The 20,160-nt window shown below is 71.4% G+C and carries 20 protein-coding genes and 1 pseudogene; 13 read left to right on the top strand and 8 right to left on the bottom strand.

What is annotated here, in order from left to right:
* Positions 1-50 precede the first annotated feature (50 nt).
* Together ITJ66_RS04950 and ITJ66_RS04955 are read right to left on the bottom strand one after the other, a co-directional pair.
* Entirely contained in the window at positions 51-707 is a 657-nt protein-coding gene (locus tag ITJ66_RS04950; RefSeq protein WP_191940444.1) for a hypothetical protein, read from the bottom strand.
* On the bottom strand, positions 697-1,371 hold the full coding sequence (locus ITJ66_RS04955) for a TetR/AcrR family transcriptional regulator (RefSeq protein ID WP_086473086.1): 675 nt from the start codon (positions 1,369-1,371) through the stop codon (positions 697-699). The genes ITJ66_RS04950 and ITJ66_RS04955 overlap by 11 nt, the downstream gene beginning before the upstream one ends.
* A gap of 125 nt (positions 1,372-1,496) precedes the next feature.
* Between ITJ66_RS04955 and ITJ66_RS04960 the strand changes: the two genes are divergently transcribed.
* Complete coding sequence (locus tag ITJ66_RS04960; protein WP_194643800.1) at positions 1,497-1,973, top strand: DUF3151 domain-containing protein; 477 nt, start codon at positions 1,497-1,499, stop codon at positions 1,971-1,973.
* Positions 1,974-2,131: 158 nt separating this feature from the next.
* On the opposite strand, the gene ITJ66_RS04965 is transcribed toward ITJ66_RS04960, so the two are convergent.
* Positions 2,132-2,884 carry an HAD-IIB family hydrolase gene (locus tag ITJ66_RS04965; protein ID WP_064295553.1) on the bottom strand — a complete coding sequence of 251 codons (753 nt, stop codon included), beginning with the start codon at positions 2,882-2,884 and terminating at the stop codon, positions 2,132-2,134.
* Between the two features lie 252 nt (positions 2,885-3,136).
* Between ITJ66_RS04965 and ITJ66_RS04970 the strand changes: the two genes are divergently transcribed.
* From ITJ66_RS04970 to ITJ66_RS05005, 8 genes are all read left to right on the top strand, one after another.
* A complete protein-coding gene (locus tag ITJ66_RS04970) occupies positions 3,137-4,423 on the top strand; it encodes an adenylosuccinate synthase (RefSeq protein ID WP_064295554.1) in 1,287 nt (428 codons plus the stop codon).
* A 33-nt stretch (positions 4,424-4,456) separates the two neighbouring features.
* Complete coding sequence (locus ITJ66_RS04975) at positions 4,457-4,750, top strand: winged helix-turn-helix transcriptional regulator (protein ID WP_079705009.1); 294 nt, start codon at positions 4,457-4,459, stop codon at positions 4,748-4,750.
* 42 nt (positions 4,751-4,792) lie between these two features.
* Entirely contained in the window at positions 4,793-5,908 is a 1,116-nt protein-coding gene (locus ITJ66_RS04980; RefSeq protein WP_194643802.1) for a beta-propeller fold lactonase family protein, read from the top strand.
* 49 nt (positions 5,909-5,957) lie between these two features.
* Positions 5,958-6,590 carry a GNAT family N-acetyltransferase gene (locus tag ITJ66_RS04985; RefSeq protein ID WP_124768619.1) on the top strand — a complete coding sequence of 211 codons (633 nt, stop codon included), beginning with the start codon at positions 5,958-5,960 and terminating at the stop codon, positions 6,588-6,590.
* Between the two features lie 233 nt (positions 6,591-6,823).
* Positions 6,824-7,933: an ABC transporter substrate-binding protein gene (locus tag ITJ66_RS04990; protein WP_194643804.1), complete on the top strand. Its 1,110-nt coding sequence runs from the start codon at positions 6,824-6,826 to the stop codon at positions 7,931-7,933.
* A complete protein-coding gene (locus tag ITJ66_RS04995) occupies positions 7,933-8,901 on the top strand; it encodes an ABC transporter permease subunit (RefSeq protein WP_228501491.1) in 969 nt (322 codons plus the stop codon). The genes ITJ66_RS04990 and ITJ66_RS04995 overlap by 1 nt, the downstream gene beginning before the upstream one ends.
* Positions 8,898-9,710 carry an ABC transporter permease gene (locus ITJ66_RS05000; RefSeq protein WP_085512186.1) on the top strand — a complete coding sequence of 271 codons (813 nt, stop codon included), beginning with the start codon at positions 8,898-8,900 and terminating at the stop codon, positions 9,708-9,710. Before ITJ66_RS04995 ends, ITJ66_RS05000 begins: the two co-directional genes overlap by 4 nt.
* Complete coding sequence (locus tag ITJ66_RS05005) at positions 9,707-10,807, top strand: ABC transporter ATP-binding protein (RefSeq protein ID WP_194643806.1); 1,101 nt, start codon at positions 9,707-9,709, stop codon at positions 10,805-10,807. The genes ITJ66_RS05000 and ITJ66_RS05005 overlap by 4 nt, the downstream gene beginning before the upstream one ends.
* Before the next feature lie 32 nt (positions 10,808-10,839).
* On the opposite strand, the gene ITJ66_RS05010 is transcribed toward ITJ66_RS05005, so the two are convergent.
* Positions 10,840-11,994, bottom strand: a complete 1,155-nt coding sequence (locus ITJ66_RS05010; RefSeq protein WP_194643808.1) for an AI-2E family transporter — start codon at positions 11,992-11,994, stop codon at positions 10,840-10,842.
* A gap of 126 nt (positions 11,995-12,120) precedes the next feature.
* On the opposite strand from ITJ66_RS05010, the gene ITJ66_RS05015 reads away from it, so the two are divergent.
* The 3 genes and pseudogenes from ITJ66_RS05015 (at position 12,121) to ITJ66_RS05025 (ending at position 14,855) form a co-directional block, all read left to right on the top strand.
* Positions 12,121-12,435 carry a hypothetical protein gene (locus tag ITJ66_RS05015; RefSeq protein WP_086474678.1) on the top strand — a complete coding sequence of 105 codons (315 nt, stop codon included), beginning with the start codon at positions 12,121-12,123 and terminating at the stop codon, positions 12,433-12,435.
* 102 nt (positions 12,436-12,537) lie between these two features.
* Positions 12,538-13,215: pseudogene (locus ITJ66_RS05020) on the top strand (ABC transporter ATP-binding protein); the annotation flags it as partial.
* A 245-nt stretch (positions 13,216-13,460) separates the two neighbouring features.
* Positions 13,461-14,855, top strand: coding sequence for an FtsX-like permease family protein (locus ITJ66_RS05025; protein ID WP_370582571.1), 1,395 nt, complete (start codon positions 13,461-13,463; stop codon positions 14,853-14,855).
* An 85-nt stretch (positions 14,856-14,940) separates the two neighbouring features.
* Here ITJ66_RS05025 and aztD read toward each other — a convergent pair whose 3' ends face one another.
* From aztD to aztB, 4 genes are read right to left on the bottom strand one after another with little or no spacing between them, the layout of a single operon-like run.
* On the bottom strand, positions 14,941-16,188 hold the full coding sequence (aztD, locus tag ITJ66_RS05030) for a zinc metallochaperone AztD (RefSeq protein WP_228501493.1): 1,248 nt from the start codon (positions 16,186-16,188) through the stop codon (positions 14,941-14,943).
* Between the two features lie 28 nt (positions 16,189-16,216).
* Positions 16,217-17,149: a zinc ABC transporter substrate-binding protein AztC gene (gene aztC / locus ITJ66_RS05035; RefSeq protein ID WP_194643810.1), complete on the bottom strand. Its 933-nt coding sequence runs from the start codon at positions 17,147-17,149 to the stop codon at positions 16,217-16,219.
* 2 nt (positions 17,150-17,151) lie between these two features.
* Positions 17,152-18,477, bottom strand: a complete 1,326-nt coding sequence (locus ITJ66_RS05040; RefSeq protein ID WP_370582572.1) for a hypothetical protein — start codon at positions 18,475-18,477, stop codon at positions 17,152-17,154.
* A complete protein-coding gene (gene aztB / locus ITJ66_RS05045; protein ID WP_194643812.1) occupies positions 18,369-19,367 on the bottom strand; it encodes a zinc ABC transporter permease AztB in 999 nt (332 codons plus the stop codon). The genes ITJ66_RS05040 and aztB overlap by 109 nt, the downstream gene beginning before the upstream one ends.
* 50 nt (positions 19,368-19,417) lie before the next feature.
* On the opposite strand from aztB, the gene aztA reads away from it, so the two are divergent.
* Positions 19,418-20,110 (top strand): zinc ABC transporter ATP-binding protein AztA, encoded by a 693-nt coding sequence (gene aztA / locus ITJ66_RS05050; RefSeq protein WP_199862236.1) that lies wholly within the window; start codon positions 19,418-19,420, stop codon positions 20,108-20,110.
* The last annotated feature ends 50 nt before the right edge of the window (positions 20,111-20,160 follow it).

Here is a 20,160-nt window from a genome sequence, read left to right on the forward strand (position 1 = left end):
GGTGGTGCGGGATGAGGGGAGGGCTGGACGGTCGTGGTGCACGGTGTGCGTCACGACCAGTCCTGCTGGAAGAGGGGGACGAGTTCGTCCGTGGCGTTCTCGGACACCGGGGCGTCGGCGGTGGCGTTGATGGCGGTCGCCGAGGCGTCGCCGGCGATCACGAGGACGCCGTAGCCACGGGCGGCGAGCTTGCGGGCGAGGTTCCACCACTCGAGCGGGTCGCCGCCGTGGCGGTCGGGGGAGACGAGGACGAGCGCGGTGACGTCCTCCCGGAGGACCGCGAGCTCGGTGAGGAGCCGCACGCGGTCGGTCGGTGCGACGGTCGAGATCGGCTGCTTCGCGAGGTGCGCGAGGTCGAGCGACTCGAGGAACCGCGCGACGGCGAAGGGGTGGCTCGCCCGGCCGGCGAACATGAGCTCCTCGGCGACGACGCCGGAGACCGCGACGCCGCTGGCCGGTTCGGAGACGTCGGGGGCGTCGATGAGGGCGATCACGCGGCGCATCGTCTTGCGGTCGGTCGCCCCGTCGACGAGGACGGTGCCGGTGTCGGGCATCATCCGGCCGGAGGCGATGAGGCCGAGGACGGTCGGCCGCTGCTCGGTCTCGGCGCGGGCGAAGGTCGCCTCGCCCGTCCGGAAGGAGAGGGAGGTCGGCTCGAGGACGATGCCGCCCTTGCCCTTGGAGACGCCGTCGAGTTCAACGCGCATGGGAGGACTCCTCGTTCATACCGGTGGTGTGTCGTTCGGTGTCGGCGCGGTCGGCGACCGCCGTGGCGTCCTGCCACGACAGACCGACCGCCCCGAGGGTGGCGAGCATGACGAGTCGGCGGCCGGCGCTCGTCGAGAGGCCGGATCGGGTCGCCTCCTCGAGTACCCCGACGGCCGTGCTCTCGACGAGTCGGGCGAGCACGCCTGCGTCGATGTCGGGGCGGATGGAGCCGTCCGCGACGCCCGCCTCGACGGTGCGGAGGAGGAGGGTCCTGACGGGTTCGAGGGCGGCCGCCGTGACGGCGCGGAGCGGCCCGCGGACGGCGAGCGGCGCCATGATCCGGACGTGGTCCACCTGGGCCCACAGGACGTCGCCGATGAGCGCGATGGTGGTGAGCGGGTCGTCGCCCTGGACGGCCGTGATCGACGAGGCGACGCGCTCGGCCCCCGCCACGACGACGGCGTTCACGAGTTCGTCGCGCGTGGCGAAGTGTCCGTACACCGAACGGCGGGTGAGGCCGGCGGCGGCCGCGATGGTCTCGAGGCTGGCGTCGGGGTCGCTGCGGAGCGCCAGGCGGGCGGCTTCGAGCAGCGCGACGCGGTTCTCCGCGGCGTCGCGACGAGGGGCGCGCGACCCGCTCGCGGGCGCTTGGGTGGTGGTCATGACAGCGATCGTACTATCTTGCACAGCGGTGTGCAATATCGATGTCGGCGGATGCGGCGAGCTCTCAGCGAGGGCTGCCAGCTTCCTCCCACGCCAGGGCCTGGGAACGGAGCTATGGTTGAACGATGACCGGTGAGAATCTGATGGCAACCCCTCCGACACTGCTGCCGGACGACAGCGCCACCGATGCCGAGTTCCACGCGGCTGTCGGTTCGATCGAGGCGCTGGCGGACCTCCTCGCGGCCCACCCCCGCTCCTCGCTCGGCTGGGCACTCCTCGCCGACGCGGTCCACGACCCTCAATCGCCGATCCCCGGCTACGCGGCCGCTCGGGTCGGGTACCACCGCGGCCTGGACTCGCTCCGTGGCGCCGGCTGGCGCGGTCAGGGCCCGATCCCATGGTCGCACGCGCCGAACCGCGGGGTGCTGCGCTCGCTCTACGCGCTCCGCCGCTCCGCGAAGGCGATCGGCGAGACCGAAGAGGTCGAGCGTCTCGACATCTTCCTGCGCGAGGCCGACCCCACCGCGTCGGAGGAGATCGAGTACCTCGTCGCGGCGGCGGCCCCGCCGACCTCCGCGATCGTCATCCTCGGCTCCGACTAGCCCTTCCCCGGTCCCTGAGCCTGTCGGTCCCGGTTCCTGAGCTCCCTCCCCGGTCCCTGAGCCTGTCGAAGGGCAGGCCGCGTCCCCGGTTCCTGAGCCTGTCGAAGGGCAGGCCGCGTCCCCGGTTCCTGAGCCTGTCGAAGGGCCGGACCGACGCCCTACAGGCCGAGCGATTCCAGGTACGCCGCGGTGTCCTGCCAGCCGTGCACGGCCACCGACGGCACCCCGAGCGCGAGGACCGGGTAGTCGTTGCCGCCCTCGTCGAGACGGTCGCCGACGAAGACCATCTCTTCAAGCGGGATGCCCGTGTGCTCGGCGAGCCGCGTCATGCCGAACGCCTTGTCGACGCCCGCCATGGTGATGTCGACGGAGGTCGAGCCGCCGGATCGGACCTCGAGGTCGGGGAGCAGCGCCTGCACGGCGGCGCGCAGCGACTCCTTCTTCGCGCCGTCGGGGTCCCAGGCGGTCTTCTCGGCGACCGGCGCGGCCTGCCCGAGGGCGGAGAAGGTGATCTGCGAGCCGCGGTCCTCGAGGATCGGTCCCCAGGTCTCGTCGGCCCAGAGGCCGAGTCGCTTGGCCTCGGTCTCGAGAGCGCCCATGGCGCGGGCCTTCTGGTCGTCGGTGAGGTCGTGCTTGTAGACGGTGACCCACGCGGTGCCGTCGAAGCGGTCGTACCGGGTGCCGCAGGTGGGCATGAGGTGCAGTCGGCCGAGGGCCTCGGGCGACGCGGCTCCGAGCCGGTCGAGCACCTGGTTCTGGAACTGCACGATCTGGCCGCCCGAGATGATGCACACCGAGGTGCGTTCGAGGAGCGCGACGAACAGTTCGGCCATGCGAGGGTCGAGCGCGGACTTCGACGGGGCGAGGGTGTCGTCGAGGTCGAAGGCGACGAGGCGCGGCAAGGAGGTCATGGGTTCCGTTCGGTCGGTCGAGAGGACGGTCGTCGAGGGCGATCGGCAGGCAGGACGGCCGCCCGAGGCCTGAACATCCCCTCATGGTATCGAGCGCAGCCTGGGACTCGGTGCCCGTGACCCTCCTCCGGTACGATGGAGGGGTGCGTGCACGAGACGCCCGCCCGCAGAGGGTGGGCGTCCGGCCTGTCAGGGCGTGGTTCCCCAGCGGATCCGCCGGGCACACGAGAATCCGGAAGGGGCGGCATCCAGATGCCAGCAATCGTGATCGTCGGCGCCCAGTGGGGCGACGAAGGCAAGGGGAAGGCCACCGACCTGCTCGGTGACCGCATCGACTACGTCGTGAAGTTCAACGGCGGCAACAACGCGGGGCACACGGTCGTCATCGGTGACGAGAAGTACGCGCTCCACCTCCTGCCGTCCGGCATCCTGACGAGCGGCGTCGTCCCCGTCATCTCCAACGGTGTCGTCATCGACATCGAGGTGCTGTTCCACGAGCTCGAGGCACTCCAGGCCCGCGGCATCGACGTCTCGCGCCTCCTCGTGAGCGCCAACGCGCACGTCATCACCCAGTACCACCGCACCATCGACAAGGTGACGGAGCGCTTCCTCGGCAAGCGTCAGATCGGCACCACCGGCCGTGGCATCGGCCCGGCCTACGCCGACAAGATCAACCGCGTCGGCATCCGCATCCAGGACCTCTTCGACGAGAACATCCTGCGCCAGAAGGTCGAGGGCGCCCTCGACCAGAAGAACCACCTGCTGGTCAAGGTCTTCAACCGCCGCGCCATCACGGTCGACGAGATCGTGGCCGACCTCCTCGCCTACGCCGAGCGACTCCGCCCGATGGTGGCGGACACCGCGCTCGTGCTGAACGAGGCGCTCGACGACGGCAAGATCGTCCTCTTCGAGGGTGGCCAGGCCACGATGCTCGACGTCGACCACGGCACCTATCCCTTCGTCACCTCCTCCAACGCGACCTCGGGTGGTGCCGCGACCGGCTCCGGTGTCGCACCGAACCGCCTCGACCGCGTCATCGGCATCGTCAAGGCCTACACGACCCGCGTCGGCGCCGGCCCGTTCCCGACCGAGCTGTTCGACGAGTCCGGCGACTACCTCCGCTCGAAGGGCTTCGAGTTCGGCACGACGACCGGTCGTCCGCGTCGCGTCGGCTGGTACGACGCCCCGATCGCCCGGTACGCGGCGCGCATCAACGGCGTCACCGACTTCGTCCTGACGAAGCTCGACATCCTCGACGACCTCGCCACCATCCCGGTGTGCGTCGCCTACGAGGTCGACGGCGTCCGGGTCGACGAGGTGCCGGTCTCGCAGACCGACTTCCACCACGCCGTCCCGATCTACGAGGAGTTCCCCGGCTGGCAGGAAGACATCACCGGTGTCCGCCGCTTCGAGGACCTCCCGAAGAACGCCCAGGACTACGTGCTGGCGCTCGAGGCGATGAGCGGTTCGCGCATCTCCGCGATCGGCGTGGGTCCCGGCCGCGACGCGATCGTCGTGCGTCACGACCTTGTCGACTGATCCGAGTAGCGAACGACGAGCGTCGAACGCGCCATGGTGGACGAATCCAGTCAGCCGTCCCTGCCCGGGCTGCCACCGGTCGAGGAGCTCACGAGCGGTGAGGTCAGGCCTCGGCCGGCGGTGCGTGCCCAGCGCGACGCCGGTGCGCTCGACCCGCGGGTCCGGCGCGCTCTGGCGACCCTCGACGACGATCCCGACCTCTCGCTCGTCACCCTCGCGAACGCGCTCGGGATCACCCGCGCGACGCTCATCCGGATCGTGCGTGAGGCGATCGGCATGACCCCGAAGGAGTACGCGGCCGGCGTCCGCGCCCGCCGCATCTCCTGAGCGGGCGCCGGTGCGAGACGGCGCAGGTGGGAGACTGTGGGGGTGAGCGACGACAACCCCTACCTCCTGCTCGGTTCCTACACCTCGGAGGCCGACGGCACCGGTGCCGGCATCAGCCTGCTGCGCCAGGACGAGGCGGGCACCCTCCGCCTCGTGCAGTCGTCGGAGGCGCAGTCGCCCTCGTTCCTGACCCTGCACCCGACGCTGCCGATCGTCTATGCGGCGAGCGAGTCGACCGGCGCCGTCGAAGCGTTCAAACGTTCCGGAGAGTTCGGGCTCGCCCCGTTCGGCAAGCCCATCGAAGCCGGCGACTCGGTGTGCCACGTCGCGACGGTCCCCGGTGCTGACATGCTCATCGCGAGTTGCTACGGCGACGGTCGGGTCGTGACCGTCCCGCTCGCGGAGAACGCGGCGTTCGCCGGCGACCCGCGTCTCGGCGAGGCGTCCGTCGACCCCTGGGCGTCGCCCACCGCGCTCGCTGCGGAGTCCGCGGACGCGGGCGAGGACGCGCTCACGCTGCTCGCGCTGGAGGCCGCTGTCGGCGAGGCCCTGCCGTCCCGACCGTCGCGCGCGCACGCCTCGGCGCTCCTCCCGGACGGCCGCATCGCGACCACCGACCTCGGCCACGACACGGTCCGCATCTGGCAGCTCCGTGGGTCGCGGTTGGTGCTCGACCACACCGTCGTGTTCCCGCGCGGCACGGGTCCGCGACACCTCGTCGTCCACCCGAGCGGCCACCTCCACGTCATCACCGAATACTCGGTCGAGGTCTTCACGCTCGGTGTCGACGGCACCGACGGGCACTGGCACATCCTCGCGGCGACCGTCGCGGCCTCGGAGGGCGTGTCCGAGGGCGACACGGGCGCTGAGATCAGCCTCGCCGCCTCGCGGGAGCAGCTGCACGTCGGCGTCCGCGGGAGCGACCGCATCGCCACCTTGCGCGTCACCGGCGACGGTTCGCGGGTCGAGGCCGTGGCCGACGTCGAGTGCGGCGGGACGATGCCGCGCCACCACCGGGAGTCGGGTCGCTTCCTGCACGTCGCGAACCAGCTGTCGAACTCCATCGCGAGCTTCCGGCTCGACGAGCGCACGGGGGTCCCGACGACGCTCCTCGGGACGCTCGACGCCGGTTCGCCCACCTGCCTCATCCTCGCCTGACCGCGAGACCGGTCCTCGCGCGACGCCCGCCACCGGATACGGTGGAACGGTGACCGCACGACGCCCTGAGCCCCGTCCCATCGACGGCCGGACCATCCGCCTCGAACCGCTGGAAAGCGCGCACTATCCGGAGCTGTTCACGGCGATCGCGCACCCGGAGGTCTTCGCCGGCGGCTACGGCGGCGGACCTGCGGGGCTGCCGACGACGCAGGCCGAGTTCGACGCCTTCGCGGACGGCTACTTCACGACCGGCGTGCGCAACACCTACGTCATCCGGCTCGTCGGCGGCGAACACGACGGGCTCCTCGTCGGCACGTCCACGCTCGGCGACTTCGACGAGCCGGGGGAGGCCGCCCACCTCGGTTGGACCGCGTACGACCCGCGCGTCTGGGGCACCGCCGTCAACGCCGAGACGAAGCTGCTGCTCCTCGGACTCGCCTTCGACGCAGGCTTCGGCCGGGTGAAGATCCAGGCCGACGAGCGCAATGAGCGCTCACGCACCGCGATCCTGCGCCTCGGGGCCACGTTCGAGGGGCTCATCCGCCGCGACAAGCAGCGGGCCGACGGCACGTGGCGGACCACCGCACTGTTCTCCGTGCTCGCCGAGGAGTGGCCGGAGGTCCGGGCCGGTCTCGAGGAGCGCCTCGCCAGGAGCCCCGGCCCCGTGGCCCTCCGCGGCTGACGCGGCCCCGGAGCCCCCCGCCAGGTCCCTGAGCCCCCCCGCCAGGTCCCTCAGCCCCCCCGCCCGGTCCCTGAGCTTGTCGAAGGGCACTGTTCACCTGCGCGACACCGGCAGGCCCCGATCGCGCTACGTCGCGACCCTAGCTTGTCCTCCAGACGACGGACGCGGTATCCGACGGCCCGACAGCACGGGCGGCCGCCGACGTCACTGGAGGAACCGTGAACACCAGGCGTATGACCGCCCTCGCCATCGTCGCGCTCGCAGCGACCGCGCTCACCGCATGCTCCGCCGGAGCGGACACCGGAGCCGGCTCCGACGTCGACGCCAAGCAGGCGACCTCCGCCGAGGACTTCGGCGGGATGGACGCGCTCGTCGAGGCGGCGAAGGCCGAAGGCCAGCTCAACGTCATCGCCCTCCCCGACACCTGGGCGAACTACGGGAAGATCATCTCCGCGTTCGAGGACAAGTACGACATCACGGTCAACTCGGCCGACCCCGACGTCTCGAGCGCCGAGGAGATCACGGCCGCGAAGAACCAGCAGGGCCAGGACACCGCTCCCGACGTCTTCGACCTCGGCTCCGCCGTCGCCCTCGACAACCTCGACCAGTTCGCGCCGTACCAGGTCGCCAACTGGGACGACATCCCGGAGGGCTCGAAGGAGAAGACCGGCCTGTGGGTCTACGACTACACCGGCCTCGTCTCCATCGGCTATGACGCGGACGCCGTCCCGGCACCGAAGTCGCTCGACGACCTCCTCGGCTCCGAGTTCACGGGCAAGGTCGCGCTGAACGGCGACCCGACCCAGGCCGGTGCCGCCGCAGCCGGCGTCTACCTCGCCGCCCTGCAGTCCGGTGGTTCGGCCGACGACATCCAGCCCGGTGTCGACTTCTTCCAGAAGCTCAACCAGGCGGGCAACTTCCTGCCCCTCGACCCGACCCCGGCGACGATCGCCTCGGGTGAGACCCCCGTCGTGATCGACTGGAGCTACAACAACCTCGCCGCCGCGACCGAGAACGAGGGCCAGCGCAACTGGAAGACCACCGTCCTCCCGGGCTCGGCCGTCGGCAGCTACTACAACCAGGCCATCAACGTGGACGCCCCGCACCCCGCGGCCGCGCGACTCTGGCAGGAGTTCATCTTCAGCCCCGAGGCGCAGAACCTGTACCTCGCCGCCGGCGCGTACCCGTCGACCCTCGCCGCGATGGTCGAGGCCGACACCGTCGACCAGAAGGCCCTCGACGCCGTGGGCGAGATGCCCGCCGACCTCGTGCAGTTCACGCCCGAGCAGACCGAGCAGGCCACCTCGCTGCTCGCCGAGAAGTGGGCGGCAGCGATCTCCTGATGAGTGCCTCCGCCACCCGGCGGAGTGAGGCGGGGTCGGCACACGCCGGCCCCGCCGTCTCGCTCCCGCCGACCGACGCATCGGACGCTTCGGCCGAACCCGCCGCGGCGCGCCCCCGCCGCCGTCCGCGCTGGGCGGTCCTCGGCCTGACGCCGTTCGCCCTGTACGCCCTGCTCTTCCTCGCGGTCCCGACGTTCCTCGCGCTCGCCACCGGCTTCTTCGACGGCGACGGCGCGTTCACGCTCGACAACCTCACGGCGCTCGCCGAGCCGGCGGTCCTCGGGGCCTTCGCCAGCTCCTTCTGGGTCTCTGCCGTCACCGCGGTCGCCGGAGCCGTCATCGGCGCCCTCGTCTGTTACGCGCTCCTCGCGGTCCGGCCAGACGGGCTCATCCGCACCTTCGTCGACGCGGCCTCGAGTGTCCTCGCCCAGTTCGGCGGCGTCATGCTCGCCTTCGCCTTCATCGCGACCATCGGCATCCAGGGCCTCGTGACCGTGTTCCTCAAGGACCGCCTCGGGGTCGACCTCTTCGCCGACGGCGTCTGGCTCTACCAGGTCCCAGGCCTCCTCCTGCCGTACCTGTACTTCCAGGTGCCGCTCATGGTCATCACCTTCATGCCGGCGATGGAGGGGTTGAAGCGGACCTGGTCCGAGGCGAACGCGACCCTCGGCGGCACCCGCTTCACCTACTGGACTCGGATCGCGATGCCGATCCTCGCCCCCTCCTTCCTCGGGTCGCTCCTGCTGTTGTTCGCGAACGCGTTCTCGAGCTATGCGACCGCCGCCGCGCTCATCAGCCAGGGGGCGCAGATCGTGCCGCTGCAGATCCGCGGCGCGCTCATCAGCGAGACCGTGCTCGGCCGGGAGAACCTCGCCGGTTCGCTCGCGATCGGGATGATCGTCGTGATGGTCGTCATGATGACGGCCTACTCCGCCCTCCAGGCGCGGACGGAACGGTGGCAGCGATGAGCGCCGTCCGCGACTCGGCCACGCCGTCGAAGCTCACCAGCCGCATCATCCTCGTCGTCGTCGCGGTGGTGTTCGCCGTCCCGATCCTGTCGATGGTCGAGTTCACCCTGCGCGCCGGGATCGACGGCGGCCACGACCTCGGCCACTGGGCCGCGATCCTCGACCCGGAGAACTCGCGGAAGTACCGGGTGCTCTTCCAGGGCATCGGCAACTCCGTCGTGCTCGCCGCGGTGACCGTGCTGATCGTCGTGGTGCTCCTGCTGCCGACGATGATCCTCGTGAAGCTCCGCTTCCCGAAGCTGCAGCGCGTCCTCGAGTTCGTCTGCATCATCCCGATCACCGTCCCGGCCATCGTGCTCGTCGTCGGACTCGCGCCGGTGTACTCCGTCGTGGCCAGGCTGCTCGGCAGTGCGCCGTGGACGCTCGCGTTCGCCTACGGGATCACGGTGCTGCCGTACGCCTACCGGGCGATCGCCGCGAACCTGCAGTCGGTCGACGTCGGCACCCTCGCCGAGGCCGCGCGCACGCTCGGCGCCGGCTGGGGGACCGTCCTCGTCCGCGTGCTGCTGCCCAACCTGCGTCGCGGCGTGCTGACGGCGTCGGTCATCTCGGTCGCCGTCGTCCTCGGTGAGTACACGATCGCCTCGCTCCTCGGACGCAACACGCTGCAGACCTCGCTCGTGCAGGTGTCGAAGAGCGACCCCTTCGTCGCGGTGGCCTTCGCCCTGCTGGCGCTCGCCTTCGCCTTCGTCCTGCTGTTCATCATCGGCCGCGTCGGATCGATCCGTCGCATCAGGGAGACACCATGACCACCATCGACCAGTCGGCACCCGCAGCGACGCCGGGAGACGGACGCCCGGCCGGCGCAGCGGTGCGGTTCGATCGCGTCGTGAAGGACTACGGCTCGGGTGCCCGCGCCCTCGACGGCGTGAGCCTCGACCTCGCGCCCGGCGAGTTCGTCGCGCTGCTGGGGCCGTCGGGGTGCGGGAAGACGACCGCGCTCCGCAGCCTGGCGGGACTCGAGGACATCACCTCGGGGAGCGTGCTCATCGACGGCGTCGACGTCGTGTCCGTGCCCACCAACCGGCGCGACCTCGGCATGGTGTTCCAGTCGTACTCGCTGTTCCCGCACCTCACGGTGCTCGAGAACGTCGAGTTCGGCCTGCGCATGCGGAAGGTGCCCGCGGCCGAGCGACGGACGCGTGCCGCCGAGAGCCTCGACCTCGTCGGCCTCGGCCACCTCGCCGCCCGCTACGCCCACCAGCTGTCGGGCGGGCAACAGCAGCGCGTCGCCCTCGCCCGGGCGTTGGTCACGCGTCCTCGGGTCCTCCTCCTCGACGAGCCGCTCAGCGCCCTCGACGCCAAGGTGCGCGTCCAGTTGCGTGACGAGATCCGTCGGATCCAGTCGGAGCTGCAGATCACGACCCTCTTCGTCACGCACGACCAGGAGGAGGCGCTCGCCGTCGCCGACCGGGTCGCCGTCATGCGTGCCGGCGTGATCGAGCAGATCGGGACGCCGGAGGAGCTCTACTCGCGGCCGTCGTCGCCGTTCGTCGCGGAGTTCATCGGCCTGAGCAACCGGATCCCGGGGGAGCTCGTGCCCGGTGGGGTCGACGTGCTCGGGCAGGTGCTGCCGGTGATCGGCGAGCAGCCGGGGGACGGTGCCGTCGTCGCGCTCGTCCGGCCTGAGGACGTCGTGTTCACCGACGCGACGGAGCCCGAGGTCGGGTCCGCTGCGGTCGTGCTCACGTCCAGCTTCCTCGGCCCGGTGCGTCGCACGACCGTCGAGCTGCCGGACGGCACGCTGGTCGCGGTGCAGCACGGCGCGACGGAACGACTGGAGGCGGGGGAGTCCGTCCGCATCCGCTTCGCCGGTCGTCCCGTCCCGGTGCACTCCGCTCCCTGAGCCCACCACCGGTCCCTGAGCTTGTCGAAGGGCTACGCCTTCGCGTTCTGCCGTGGCACGACGACCTGTTTGATGATCAGCAGGATCGACGCCGTCACCGGGATGGAGACGAGGGCACCGAGCAGCCCGATGAGCGAACCACCCACCATCGCGCCGATGACGACGAGGGCGCCGGGCACCGCGACCGCCTTGTTCATGACCCGCGGCGTCAGCACGTACGACTCGATCTGCATGTAGATCAGGTAGTAGACGATGACGATGAGTGCCGTCGTCGGTGAGTCGAACAGCCCGACGGTCGCGACGACGACGGTCGCGATGATCGAGCCGACGAGCGGGATGAGCGTCACGAAGAAGATGACGACGGCGAGGATCCCGGCGTACGGCACCCCGACGATGAGCATCATGATGAGCCCGAGGACGGCGTTGATCCCGGCCAGCACCACCATGCCGCTCACGTATCCGCCGATCGAGGCGGTGATCTGGTCGGTGATCGACACGACGCGTGGCCGGGAGCGACGGGGCACCAAGGAGTAGAACGCGTTCTTCATCGCCTGCATGGACGCGAGGAAGTAGAGCGCGAGGACGAGGGCGATGAAGCCGCCGAAGAAGCCGTTCGCGATGCCGACGCCGAGGTTGAGGGCGCCGCCGGCCAGGACGACCCACGTCTTCGGGTCGGCGGCCACCCCGTAGAGCCAGTCGAGCGCGCCCTGGAGGTCGACGCCCGGACCGAGGTAGTCGCTCAGGGACCGGAACCACTCCTGGTCCTGGATGCCGGTCAGGAAGGTCGGGGCGTTGCTCACGAGTTCGACGGCCTGCCGGGTGACGACGGGGATGACGAGGGCCAGGAGGAGCGCGAGCAGGACGGCGAAGACGGCGAAGACGATCGCGATCGCGAACGGGCGCTTGATGCCGCGTGCCTCGAGCCGGACGACGACCGGATCGAGGCCGAGCGCGATGAAGAGGCCGACGGCGATGGACACGAGGATGGTCGACAGTGAGCCGAGGGTGAGGACGAGCAGGATGGCCGCGAGGGCACCGAGTGCTCCGACGAAGCCGATCGCGAATGGGCGCTGGAGGGTCGTCCTGACGGTGGTCGTCACCTCGGCCGGGCGATGGGCGCGGAACCGGACCCGCTGCTGACGTGCCGCCGGACGCAGCGGCTGGTGGCGATGGGGTGCACTCGTCATGCCGCAAGCGTATTGCCCACCGCCCGTTGCCCGACAGCTGTCGTGGTACCGGAGGATGAGACCGGGCCCTGCAGGATCACCCGACTGCGGGATGTGCCGGGTGCTCGGGTTCAGGACGATGGGAACATGTCATCGATCACCCGTTCGCACGCCGTCCACACCCGGGTCACCGCACCGCTGCGGGCGGTCCCGCTGACGGAGCCGATGCCGAGCCGGCGCGACGAGGCCGCGGAGCAGGGAGTGGTCGCCGAGCGCGTCAGCGCTACGGCACACGTCGCCGCCGGCGCTGCCGGGGTCGACCTCACCGCCTCGGTCGAGCCGACGCAAGCGCCCGCGGCCGGAACCGACGGGACCGACGCCGGAACAGGCCTCCGGTTCCTCGGTGCGGGCTGGGCAGCCGACGCGGCGGTCTTCGCCCAGTACCGCCGCCGCGGCAACTGACCGCGAGGTCCACGCCGGGTCCACCTCGCGGATGACCCGGGCGGCGGAGCTTGCATCGCCCGGCCGACGCGCCGAGGGACACCTGCCGCCGACGATGGGAGCATGAACACTTCGATCCTCTCCGCACGCGGACTCACGAAACAGTACGGGCCGACCGTCGCCCTCGCCGGCGTCGACCTCGACATCCTCCCCGGTGAGTCGGTCGCCATCATGGGTGCCTCCGGCTCCGGCAAGACCACGCTCATGCATGCGCTCGCCGGGATCGTCACCCCCGACACCGGCTCGATCGCCTTCAGCACCCCGACGGGCGTCGTCCGCGTCGACCAGCTCGACGAACGGCACCGGTCGCAGCTGCGGCGCGAGTCCTTCGGCTTCGTCTTCCAGCAGGGCCTGCTCATCCCCGAGCTGACCGCCGTCGAGAACGTCGCCATCGCGCTGATGCTCGGCGGGACACCGCGCATCGCCGCTGAAACGAGCGCGGCGGCGTGGCTCGCCGCCCTCGGACTGGCCGGCATGGAGACCCGACGGATCGGCGAACTGAGCGGTGGTCAGGCGCAGCGCGTCGCGATCGCCCGCGCCCAGGTGACCGGTGCCCCCATCGTCTTCGCCGACGAGCCGACCGGCGCGCTCGACTCCCGGACCTCAGCCGACGTCATGGGAGCCCTGCTCCACGCGACGACCGGGCAGGGACGCACGCTCGTCCTCGTGACGCACGACGAGACGGTCGCCGCGCGGTGCTCGCGGACCATCCGCCTGGCCGACGGTCGGATCGTCGGGCAGCCGGGCGGGGTCGGCGCGCCGACCCCGCCGCAGCAGTTCGCGACCGGGCAGGCACCCGTGCCGCAGCAGGTGCAGCAGCCGTACCCGCCGCAGCAGCTCCCGTACCAGCAGCAGCCCCCGTACCAGCAGCAGCCCGCCGGGCAGCCGTTCCCGCCGCAGCCGTACGCCCAGCCCGCTGCGCAGCCGTACCCGCCGCAGGCCCACCCGGGTCAGGCGACCGGCGTCGTCCCGAACGGAGCCCGACCGTGACCGCCGCAGTCGGGGTCGCACCGACCCGGATCCCGGTCCCCGCCGGCAGCGGTCGCAGTCCCGTCGTCCGTCTCACCTGGATGCTCGCCCGCCCGGGCGCGCAGAGCCCTGCGACGATCGTGCTCCCGGCGGTCGCGTTCGCCGTGACCACCGCTCTCGTACTCACGGTGCTCGGCGGCGCGATGATGTTCTGGCGGTGGACCGGTGAGACGGCCTTCATCTACCAGGTGCTCAGTGTGCTGGCGCTGGCCCTGCTGCTCGTCCCGCTCGGCTCGCTCGGCGGGGCGGCCGCGCGGCTCTCCGCCCGGCGCCGCGACGACCGACTCGCCACCCTCCGACTCCTCGGCGCGACACCCGGCACGGTCACGGCGATGACCGTCCTCGAGTCGGCCGGGGTCGCCCTCCTCGGTGCGTTCGCCGGGATCCTGCTGTACCTCGGCATGCTGCCGCTCGTCGGGCTCATCCCGTTCGGTGGTTCCCCGATCGGGGTCGAGGGCGTCTGGGCCGGTGTCCCGATCATCGCCGCGGTGATCCTCGGTGTCGTGCTGCTCGCAGCAGCGAGTGCCGCCATCGGTCTCCGCGCGGTGAACGTGAGCCCGCTCGGCGTCCGCACGAAGCAGCAGGCGCCGACCGTGCACTGGCTGCGCATCGTCGTCGGGGTCGTCGTCGTGATCGTCGCCTACGGCATGCTCTCCGTCGTGACGGGGTTGCAGGAGGTCGCCGTCATGATCGCCGTCCTGGGGGTGGGGTTCGCCGCCGGCGTCGGGGTGCTCGGGTTGATCGGCCCCTGGGTCGTCGGGGTGATCGGCCGTGGGTCGGCCAAGCGTGCCAAGACACCGGAGCGGCTCCTCGCTGCCCGCACGATCCTGGAGTCGCCGAAGGCGGCGTGGCGTCAGGTCAGTGGCGTGGCGATGACGAGCTTCGTCGCCGTCGTCGCCGGGACGGGGGTGGCGCTCATGGACGCCGCCGGAGGTTCCGACCTCGACCGTGAGAGCGCCATCCTCATCGACGACATCCGCACCGGCGTGATCATCACGCTCGTCGCGTCGTTCCTCATGGTCGCATGCTCCGTCGGGGTGAACCAGGCGTCGGCGGTCCTCGACCGGCGAGACCTGTACGTCAGCCTCGACCGCCTGGGGGTGCCGCGGGACGTGATGGAACGGGCTCGCGGTCGCGCGGTCATGCTGCCCCTGCGGGTGGTCGCGCTGGGCTCGGCCGGACTGGGCGTCCTCCTCGTCCTGCCGATGGCCAGCATCAGTGTCATCCTCGCCCCGCTGTCGGTCCTCGTCATCGTCGGGTGCTTCGCCGGTGGCATCGGGCTCGTGTGGGCGGCCCTTCGCGCGACCCGTCCAGTCGTCTCCGGGGTGCTCCGAGCGCCCGAGCGCGTCTGACCGCCCGGCCCGCACGACGGGAGCGCCCGTTCCGTCCCCTGCATGACGCGGGGAGGACGGAACGGGCGCTCTCGGTGAGGTCGGGTCAGCCCGTGACGACCGCGATCTCGTTCGGGACGCCGGGCAGTTCACCCGTCGTGATGTCGCCCGACGCGAGATCCACGGCGTGGATCGACTTCGTCGCCGGGTCGGTCACGTAGGCGACACCGTCCTGGACGACGAGCGCCGGGTGGGCGTCCTGCCACTCAGCCGGCGGCTCCCAGGCGTCGATGACCTCGATGGTGTCGGTGACGGCACCCGTCTGCTCGTCGAGGATGTGCAGCGAACCGTCGTTGCCGAGCACGATGACCTCGTTGCTCGGCCCTCGCGCGACGTCGCGCCAGGTGTAGCCGACGCCCTCCGGCAGGTCGACGATCTTCGTCGTCTTCGCGACCGTGTCGGTGAACGCGAGCTGGCGGAGGTCGTAGCCCTCGGCGTCGGGGTCGCTGTTGTAGTCGCCGACCGCGATGGAGGACGTCTCGCTGACGTACTGGTTGCCCGTGCGCCCGTAGGCGTCCGGCGCCTGGATCTTCGTGAAGACGCCGCTGTCGTAGACGAGCACGCCGTCGCTGCAGCCGAACACGACGACCTCGTCCTTGACGGTGCCTTCACCGTGCACCGACGGGCACTGCTCGTTGCGGGCGATCTCGGTGCGCGAGTCGTCGAGCACCCGGACACCGGTCCGGGCGTCCGAGGTGCCGATCGTGGACAGCACGGTGCCGTCCTCGAGCTCGATGGCGACACCGTGGTGCGCGGCCTCCGACGGGATGGTCTCGGTCTCGGGCAGCTCGTCGGTGGCCTCGAGGAGGTCAGCGCTGTCGAAGATCGTCGTGTCGCCGGAGCCGTCGGCGAAGAGGATGGTCTTGTCGGCGTGACGGACGACGTGGCCTGCGGTGTCGGCGGGGAAGACGAGGTCGGTCAGGACCGGGTCGGCCTGCTTCGAGGTGCCGTCCTCGTCCGTCCACGTCCCGGTGTCGAGGACCTGGAAGCCCTTCGTCGTGGTGACGAGCACGTGCCGCCCATCGCCGGCGGCGTTCACCCGGTTGAACCCGTCGAGGGGGAGGTCGCCGACCACCTCGAGGGATGCGGCGTCGAGGACGAGGAGGCCGCCGTCGTAGGTCAGGGTGATCCGACTCTGCGGGTCGGCGGAGGTCGACGCAGTCGCGTCGGGCGCGGAGCCGCTCGCGGTCGAGCACCCGGTGAGGAGGAGGGCCGCGGCGGTGCCGACGACGAGGAACGGGACCCGGCCGCGCTTCAGGCGCGATGCCAGGGGACTGCGGTGGTGCTGCTGCATGGTTTCCTATCGGTTCGTGGACGCCCGCTCAGGGCGAGAGTCCGGTGGCGATGCGCTCGGTGTTCGCGCGCATCATGGTGAGGTAGGTGGGGGCGTCGCCCGACTCGGCGGTCAACGACTCGGTGAACAACGGGACGACGGTGACGTCGACGTCCGCCTCGTCGGCGAGCACCTGCACGAGCCGGTCGGGTTGCGAGGAGTCGGCGAAGATCGTCCGGACGCCGGCCTCCTCGATCGCGGTCGACAGTTCGTCGAGGTCCGAGGCGCTGGGGGCCGCGAGCGTGGTGCCGCTCGGGATGACGGCGCCGATGACCTGGAAGTCGTAGCGGGCGGCGAGGTACCCGAACACGTGATGGTTGGTGACGAGCTTCCGCTGCTCGGCCGGGATGGCGGCGAACGCCTCGGCCATCTCGGCGTCGAGCGCCTCGAGCTCGGCCGCGTACGTGGCGGCGTTCGCCTGCAGCTCGGCCGCGTCGAGCGTGGGTATCTCCTCGAGCAACGCCTCGGTGACCCCGTCCACGACCGACGTCATCTGCGTCGGGTCGGTCCAGAAGTGCGGATCGGTCGCGCCCGACGCGGTCTCGAGGACGTCGACGAGCGAGCCGGCCTCGACGATCGGCACCCCCTCGTCGGCCGCGGTCTCCAGGTGCTGGGTGAGTCCCTCCTCGAGTCCCAGGCCGTTCGACACGAGCAGCTGCGCACCGGTGATGCGTGCCGCCTGCCGCGCGGAGATCTCGAAGGAGTGCGGATCGGCGTCGGGCGGCATGAGGGTCATGACCTCGGCCTGGTCACCGACGAGTTCACCGACGACGTCGCCGAGGATGTTCGTGGTCACGACGACGAGCGGGCGGTCGTCGGCGCTCGCCGCACAGCTCGTCAGGCCGGTCCCCAGCACGAGGCCGGTTGCGAGGACCGCGGTCGTGCGCAGGAGGGCGGTCGTGCGGGGGATGGTCGCTCGCATGGTCAGCGTCCCGTCTCGGCGAGGAACGCCGGTGCCGTGTCGAAGGTGAAGGTGCGGGCGATCCGCGCGGCGTCGCCGTAGTCGATCTCGGAGACGGTGCGCGTGCCCGGGGTGTTCAGGTAGGCGCGGTTCTGGTCGACCTCCAGCTGGACGCCCGTGGCGAGGTCGGCTGCACCGACGAGTGCGGCCGCGGTCCCCGTCACGGCGCCGGTGACACCGTCGAGGACGAGGAGGTCGCCGGTCGTCGTGAGGCCGACGACGTGCTGGTCGCGGTCGTCGATGGCGGTGACCAGCTGCAGGGGTGCGGGGGTCGGCAGCAGCGCCCAGCTGCGCTCGCGGGTGTCGAGCAGCCAGGCGCCGGAGGTGCCGGCGACGGCGGCGACCGTCGGACGGCCGGGACGCGCGTGGAAGGACGTCGCGCGGTCGGCGGCGGCGACAGCCTGCGGATAGGGGATCGCCTCGAACGTGGGGACCGGGTCGGCCTCGCTCGAACCACGGTCGACGACGGCGAGGAGCGCGCCCTCCGCGCAGCCGATGACGACGCCGACGTTGGTCGTGATGCTGCCGGCCGGATCGGTGCACCCGGCGAGCACAGTGTCGGCAGCGGTCACGGATGCCGACGAAGGGTCGAGGAGGTCGCCGTCGACGCCATGGAGATGCAGCCTCCCGCTCCCGTCGGTCGCGAGGACCGTCTCGCCGATCGGCACGGTGAGTCCGGGAGCACCCGGCGAGGTCCGGATCCGACCGGACTGCGTGATCTCGCCCGTGCCGAGTGCGGCGGTGTCGAGGAGGAGTGTCTCGCCCGAATCGGCGAACCGCACGGCGGTGGTCGTCGAACCGGCGGTGATCGTCGCTGGTCCGTCGCCCTCGATCTCGCCGACGACCCGCGCCTCGGCCCGGTAGTAGTGCTGGTGGTCTTCGTGGTCGACCGTCCACACGCCGGTGTCGATGATCGTCACGGTGCCGGCGGGCTCGGACTGCGCGGCGACGAACCGGCCGTCGCCCGTGAGCGCCGAGATCGGGCCGAGCTCGGCGAGCGTCGTCCGCTCCTCGCTGAGCAGGTCGGTCAGCTCGACGGTGCCGTCGACGTCGGCGGTCGCGAGGTGCAGCTGCGGTTCGGGGAGCTCGCTCGCGCCCTCGACGTAGCCGTGTCCGCGCGGTTCGTCCGAGGCCGTCGCGGTGGGTGATGCCGACCCCTGCGGCGCGCAGGCGCTGAGCGTCAGTGCGAGGGCGCCGAGAGCGAGCGCGGTGCGTGTGGCGCGGGGGAGCCGGTCGTCGGTCGGGCGGATGCCGCCTGGTCGGATGGTCGGTCGGAGGAGTCGGTGCACGGTGCGCTTTCCAGGTGGGTCGGTTCGGTGAGGTGGTCGTCGGGGTGGTCGAGGTGTCGGTCGATGGGCCGCCGGAGCCGTCCGACGAGCGCCCGCGCGCCCCACGACACCGTGGCGAGCAGGATCGAACAGGCGGCGATGGACGCTCCGGCCGCGGTGTCGCCGTACCAGGAGAGGAGCAGGCCGAGCAGCACGGCGAGGCCGCCGAAACCCGTGGCGAGCAGCATGATGAGCGGGATGCGACGCGCCCAGTGGGCCGCGGCGACGGCCGGCCCGAGGAGGAGCGCCACGACGAGCAGGGTGCCGACGGCGCTGTACGAGGCGACGACTGCGAGGGTCACGAGGCCGACGAGCATCGCGTGGGCGAGTCGCGGCCGGAGGCCCATGGTCTGGGCGACCCGGCGGTCGAAGGCGAGCGCGACGAACGGGCGGTGGAAGGCGACCGCGACGCCCACGGTGACGAGGAGGGCGATGGCGAGGCCCACCAGGTCCGCGGGCCGGATGGCGAGGATGTCGCCGAAGAGGATCGCCGTGAGGTCGGTGGCGAACGATCTGCTCGACGACACGATGATGACCCCGAGGGCCAGCATGCCGACGAAGAGGAGACCGATCGAGGTGTCGTGGGACAGCCTGCCGCGCCGCGAGACGAGGCTGACGCCGGCGGTCATGACGACCGCGCTGACGGCCGCGCCGGCGACCGGTGGCAGGCCGAGGAGTGCCGCGGTGGCGACGCCGGGCAGCATGCCGTGGGCCATCGCCTCCCCGAGGAACGCGAGGCCGCGGAGGACGACCCAGGTGCCCACGACACCGCAGACGGCTGCCACCAGCAGGCCGCCGATGAGGGCGCGCAGGAGGAAGGCCGCGGTGAACGGCTCGGCGATCCAGGTCATGGTTGAGCACCCTACATGAAAATGATTCTCAGTATTGATAGGGTGATGACATGCGATCCGCGACGAGCACCCCTCGCCCTCCGATGGCGGGACGGCCCGTCGTGTCCGGCATCCGACTCCACGACGTGTCGGCCGAGTACGACGGCGCGCGCGTCCTGCACGGGATCTCAGCCGAGGTCGGGGCGGCCGCCATCACCGTCGTCACCGGGGCGAACGGCGCGGGGAAGTCGACGCTGCTCGCGGTGATCGCGGGCCTCCACCGACCGACCTCGGGCGGCGTCGACGGCCTCGACGGTCGGTCGGCCGCGTACGTCCCGCAACGCAGTGCCGTGCCTGAGCGCTTCCCGGTCACGGTGCGCGACGTCGCGTCGATGGGACGCTGGCCGACGCTGCGTCGCTGGTGGGGTCGACTCGGGGCTGGGGACCGACGCATCGTCGACGAGAGCCTCGCCCGCCTCGACGTCCTGCACCTCGCCGGACGCTCCTTCGGTGAGCTGTCGGGCGGGCAGCGCCAGCGGGTCCTCGTCGCGCAGGCGCTCGCGCGTGAGGCCGACCTGCTGCTGCTCGACGAGCCGACCGTCGGCCTCGACCGTGCTGCTGGGCTGGCGATCCGCGAGGTGCTCCGGGCGGAGGCCGACCGTGGCGCGACGGTGGTGGAGGTGACGCATGATCCGGTCGCGGTCGCGGAGGCCGACGCGCGGGTGCACCTCGAGGCGGGATGTCTCGTCGAGGATCCGCGGTGAACCGGCTGGGGGATCGCCCGGCGACCCGTCTCCGGCCCCTGGCGCGTTGC

It is taken from the genome of Plantibacter sp. VKM Ac-2885 (assembly GCF_015351205.1).
In the GTDB taxonomy this organism is placed as follows: domain Bacteria; phylum Actinomycetota; class Actinomycetes; order Actinomycetales; family Microbacteriaceae; genus Plantibacter; species Plantibacter auratus.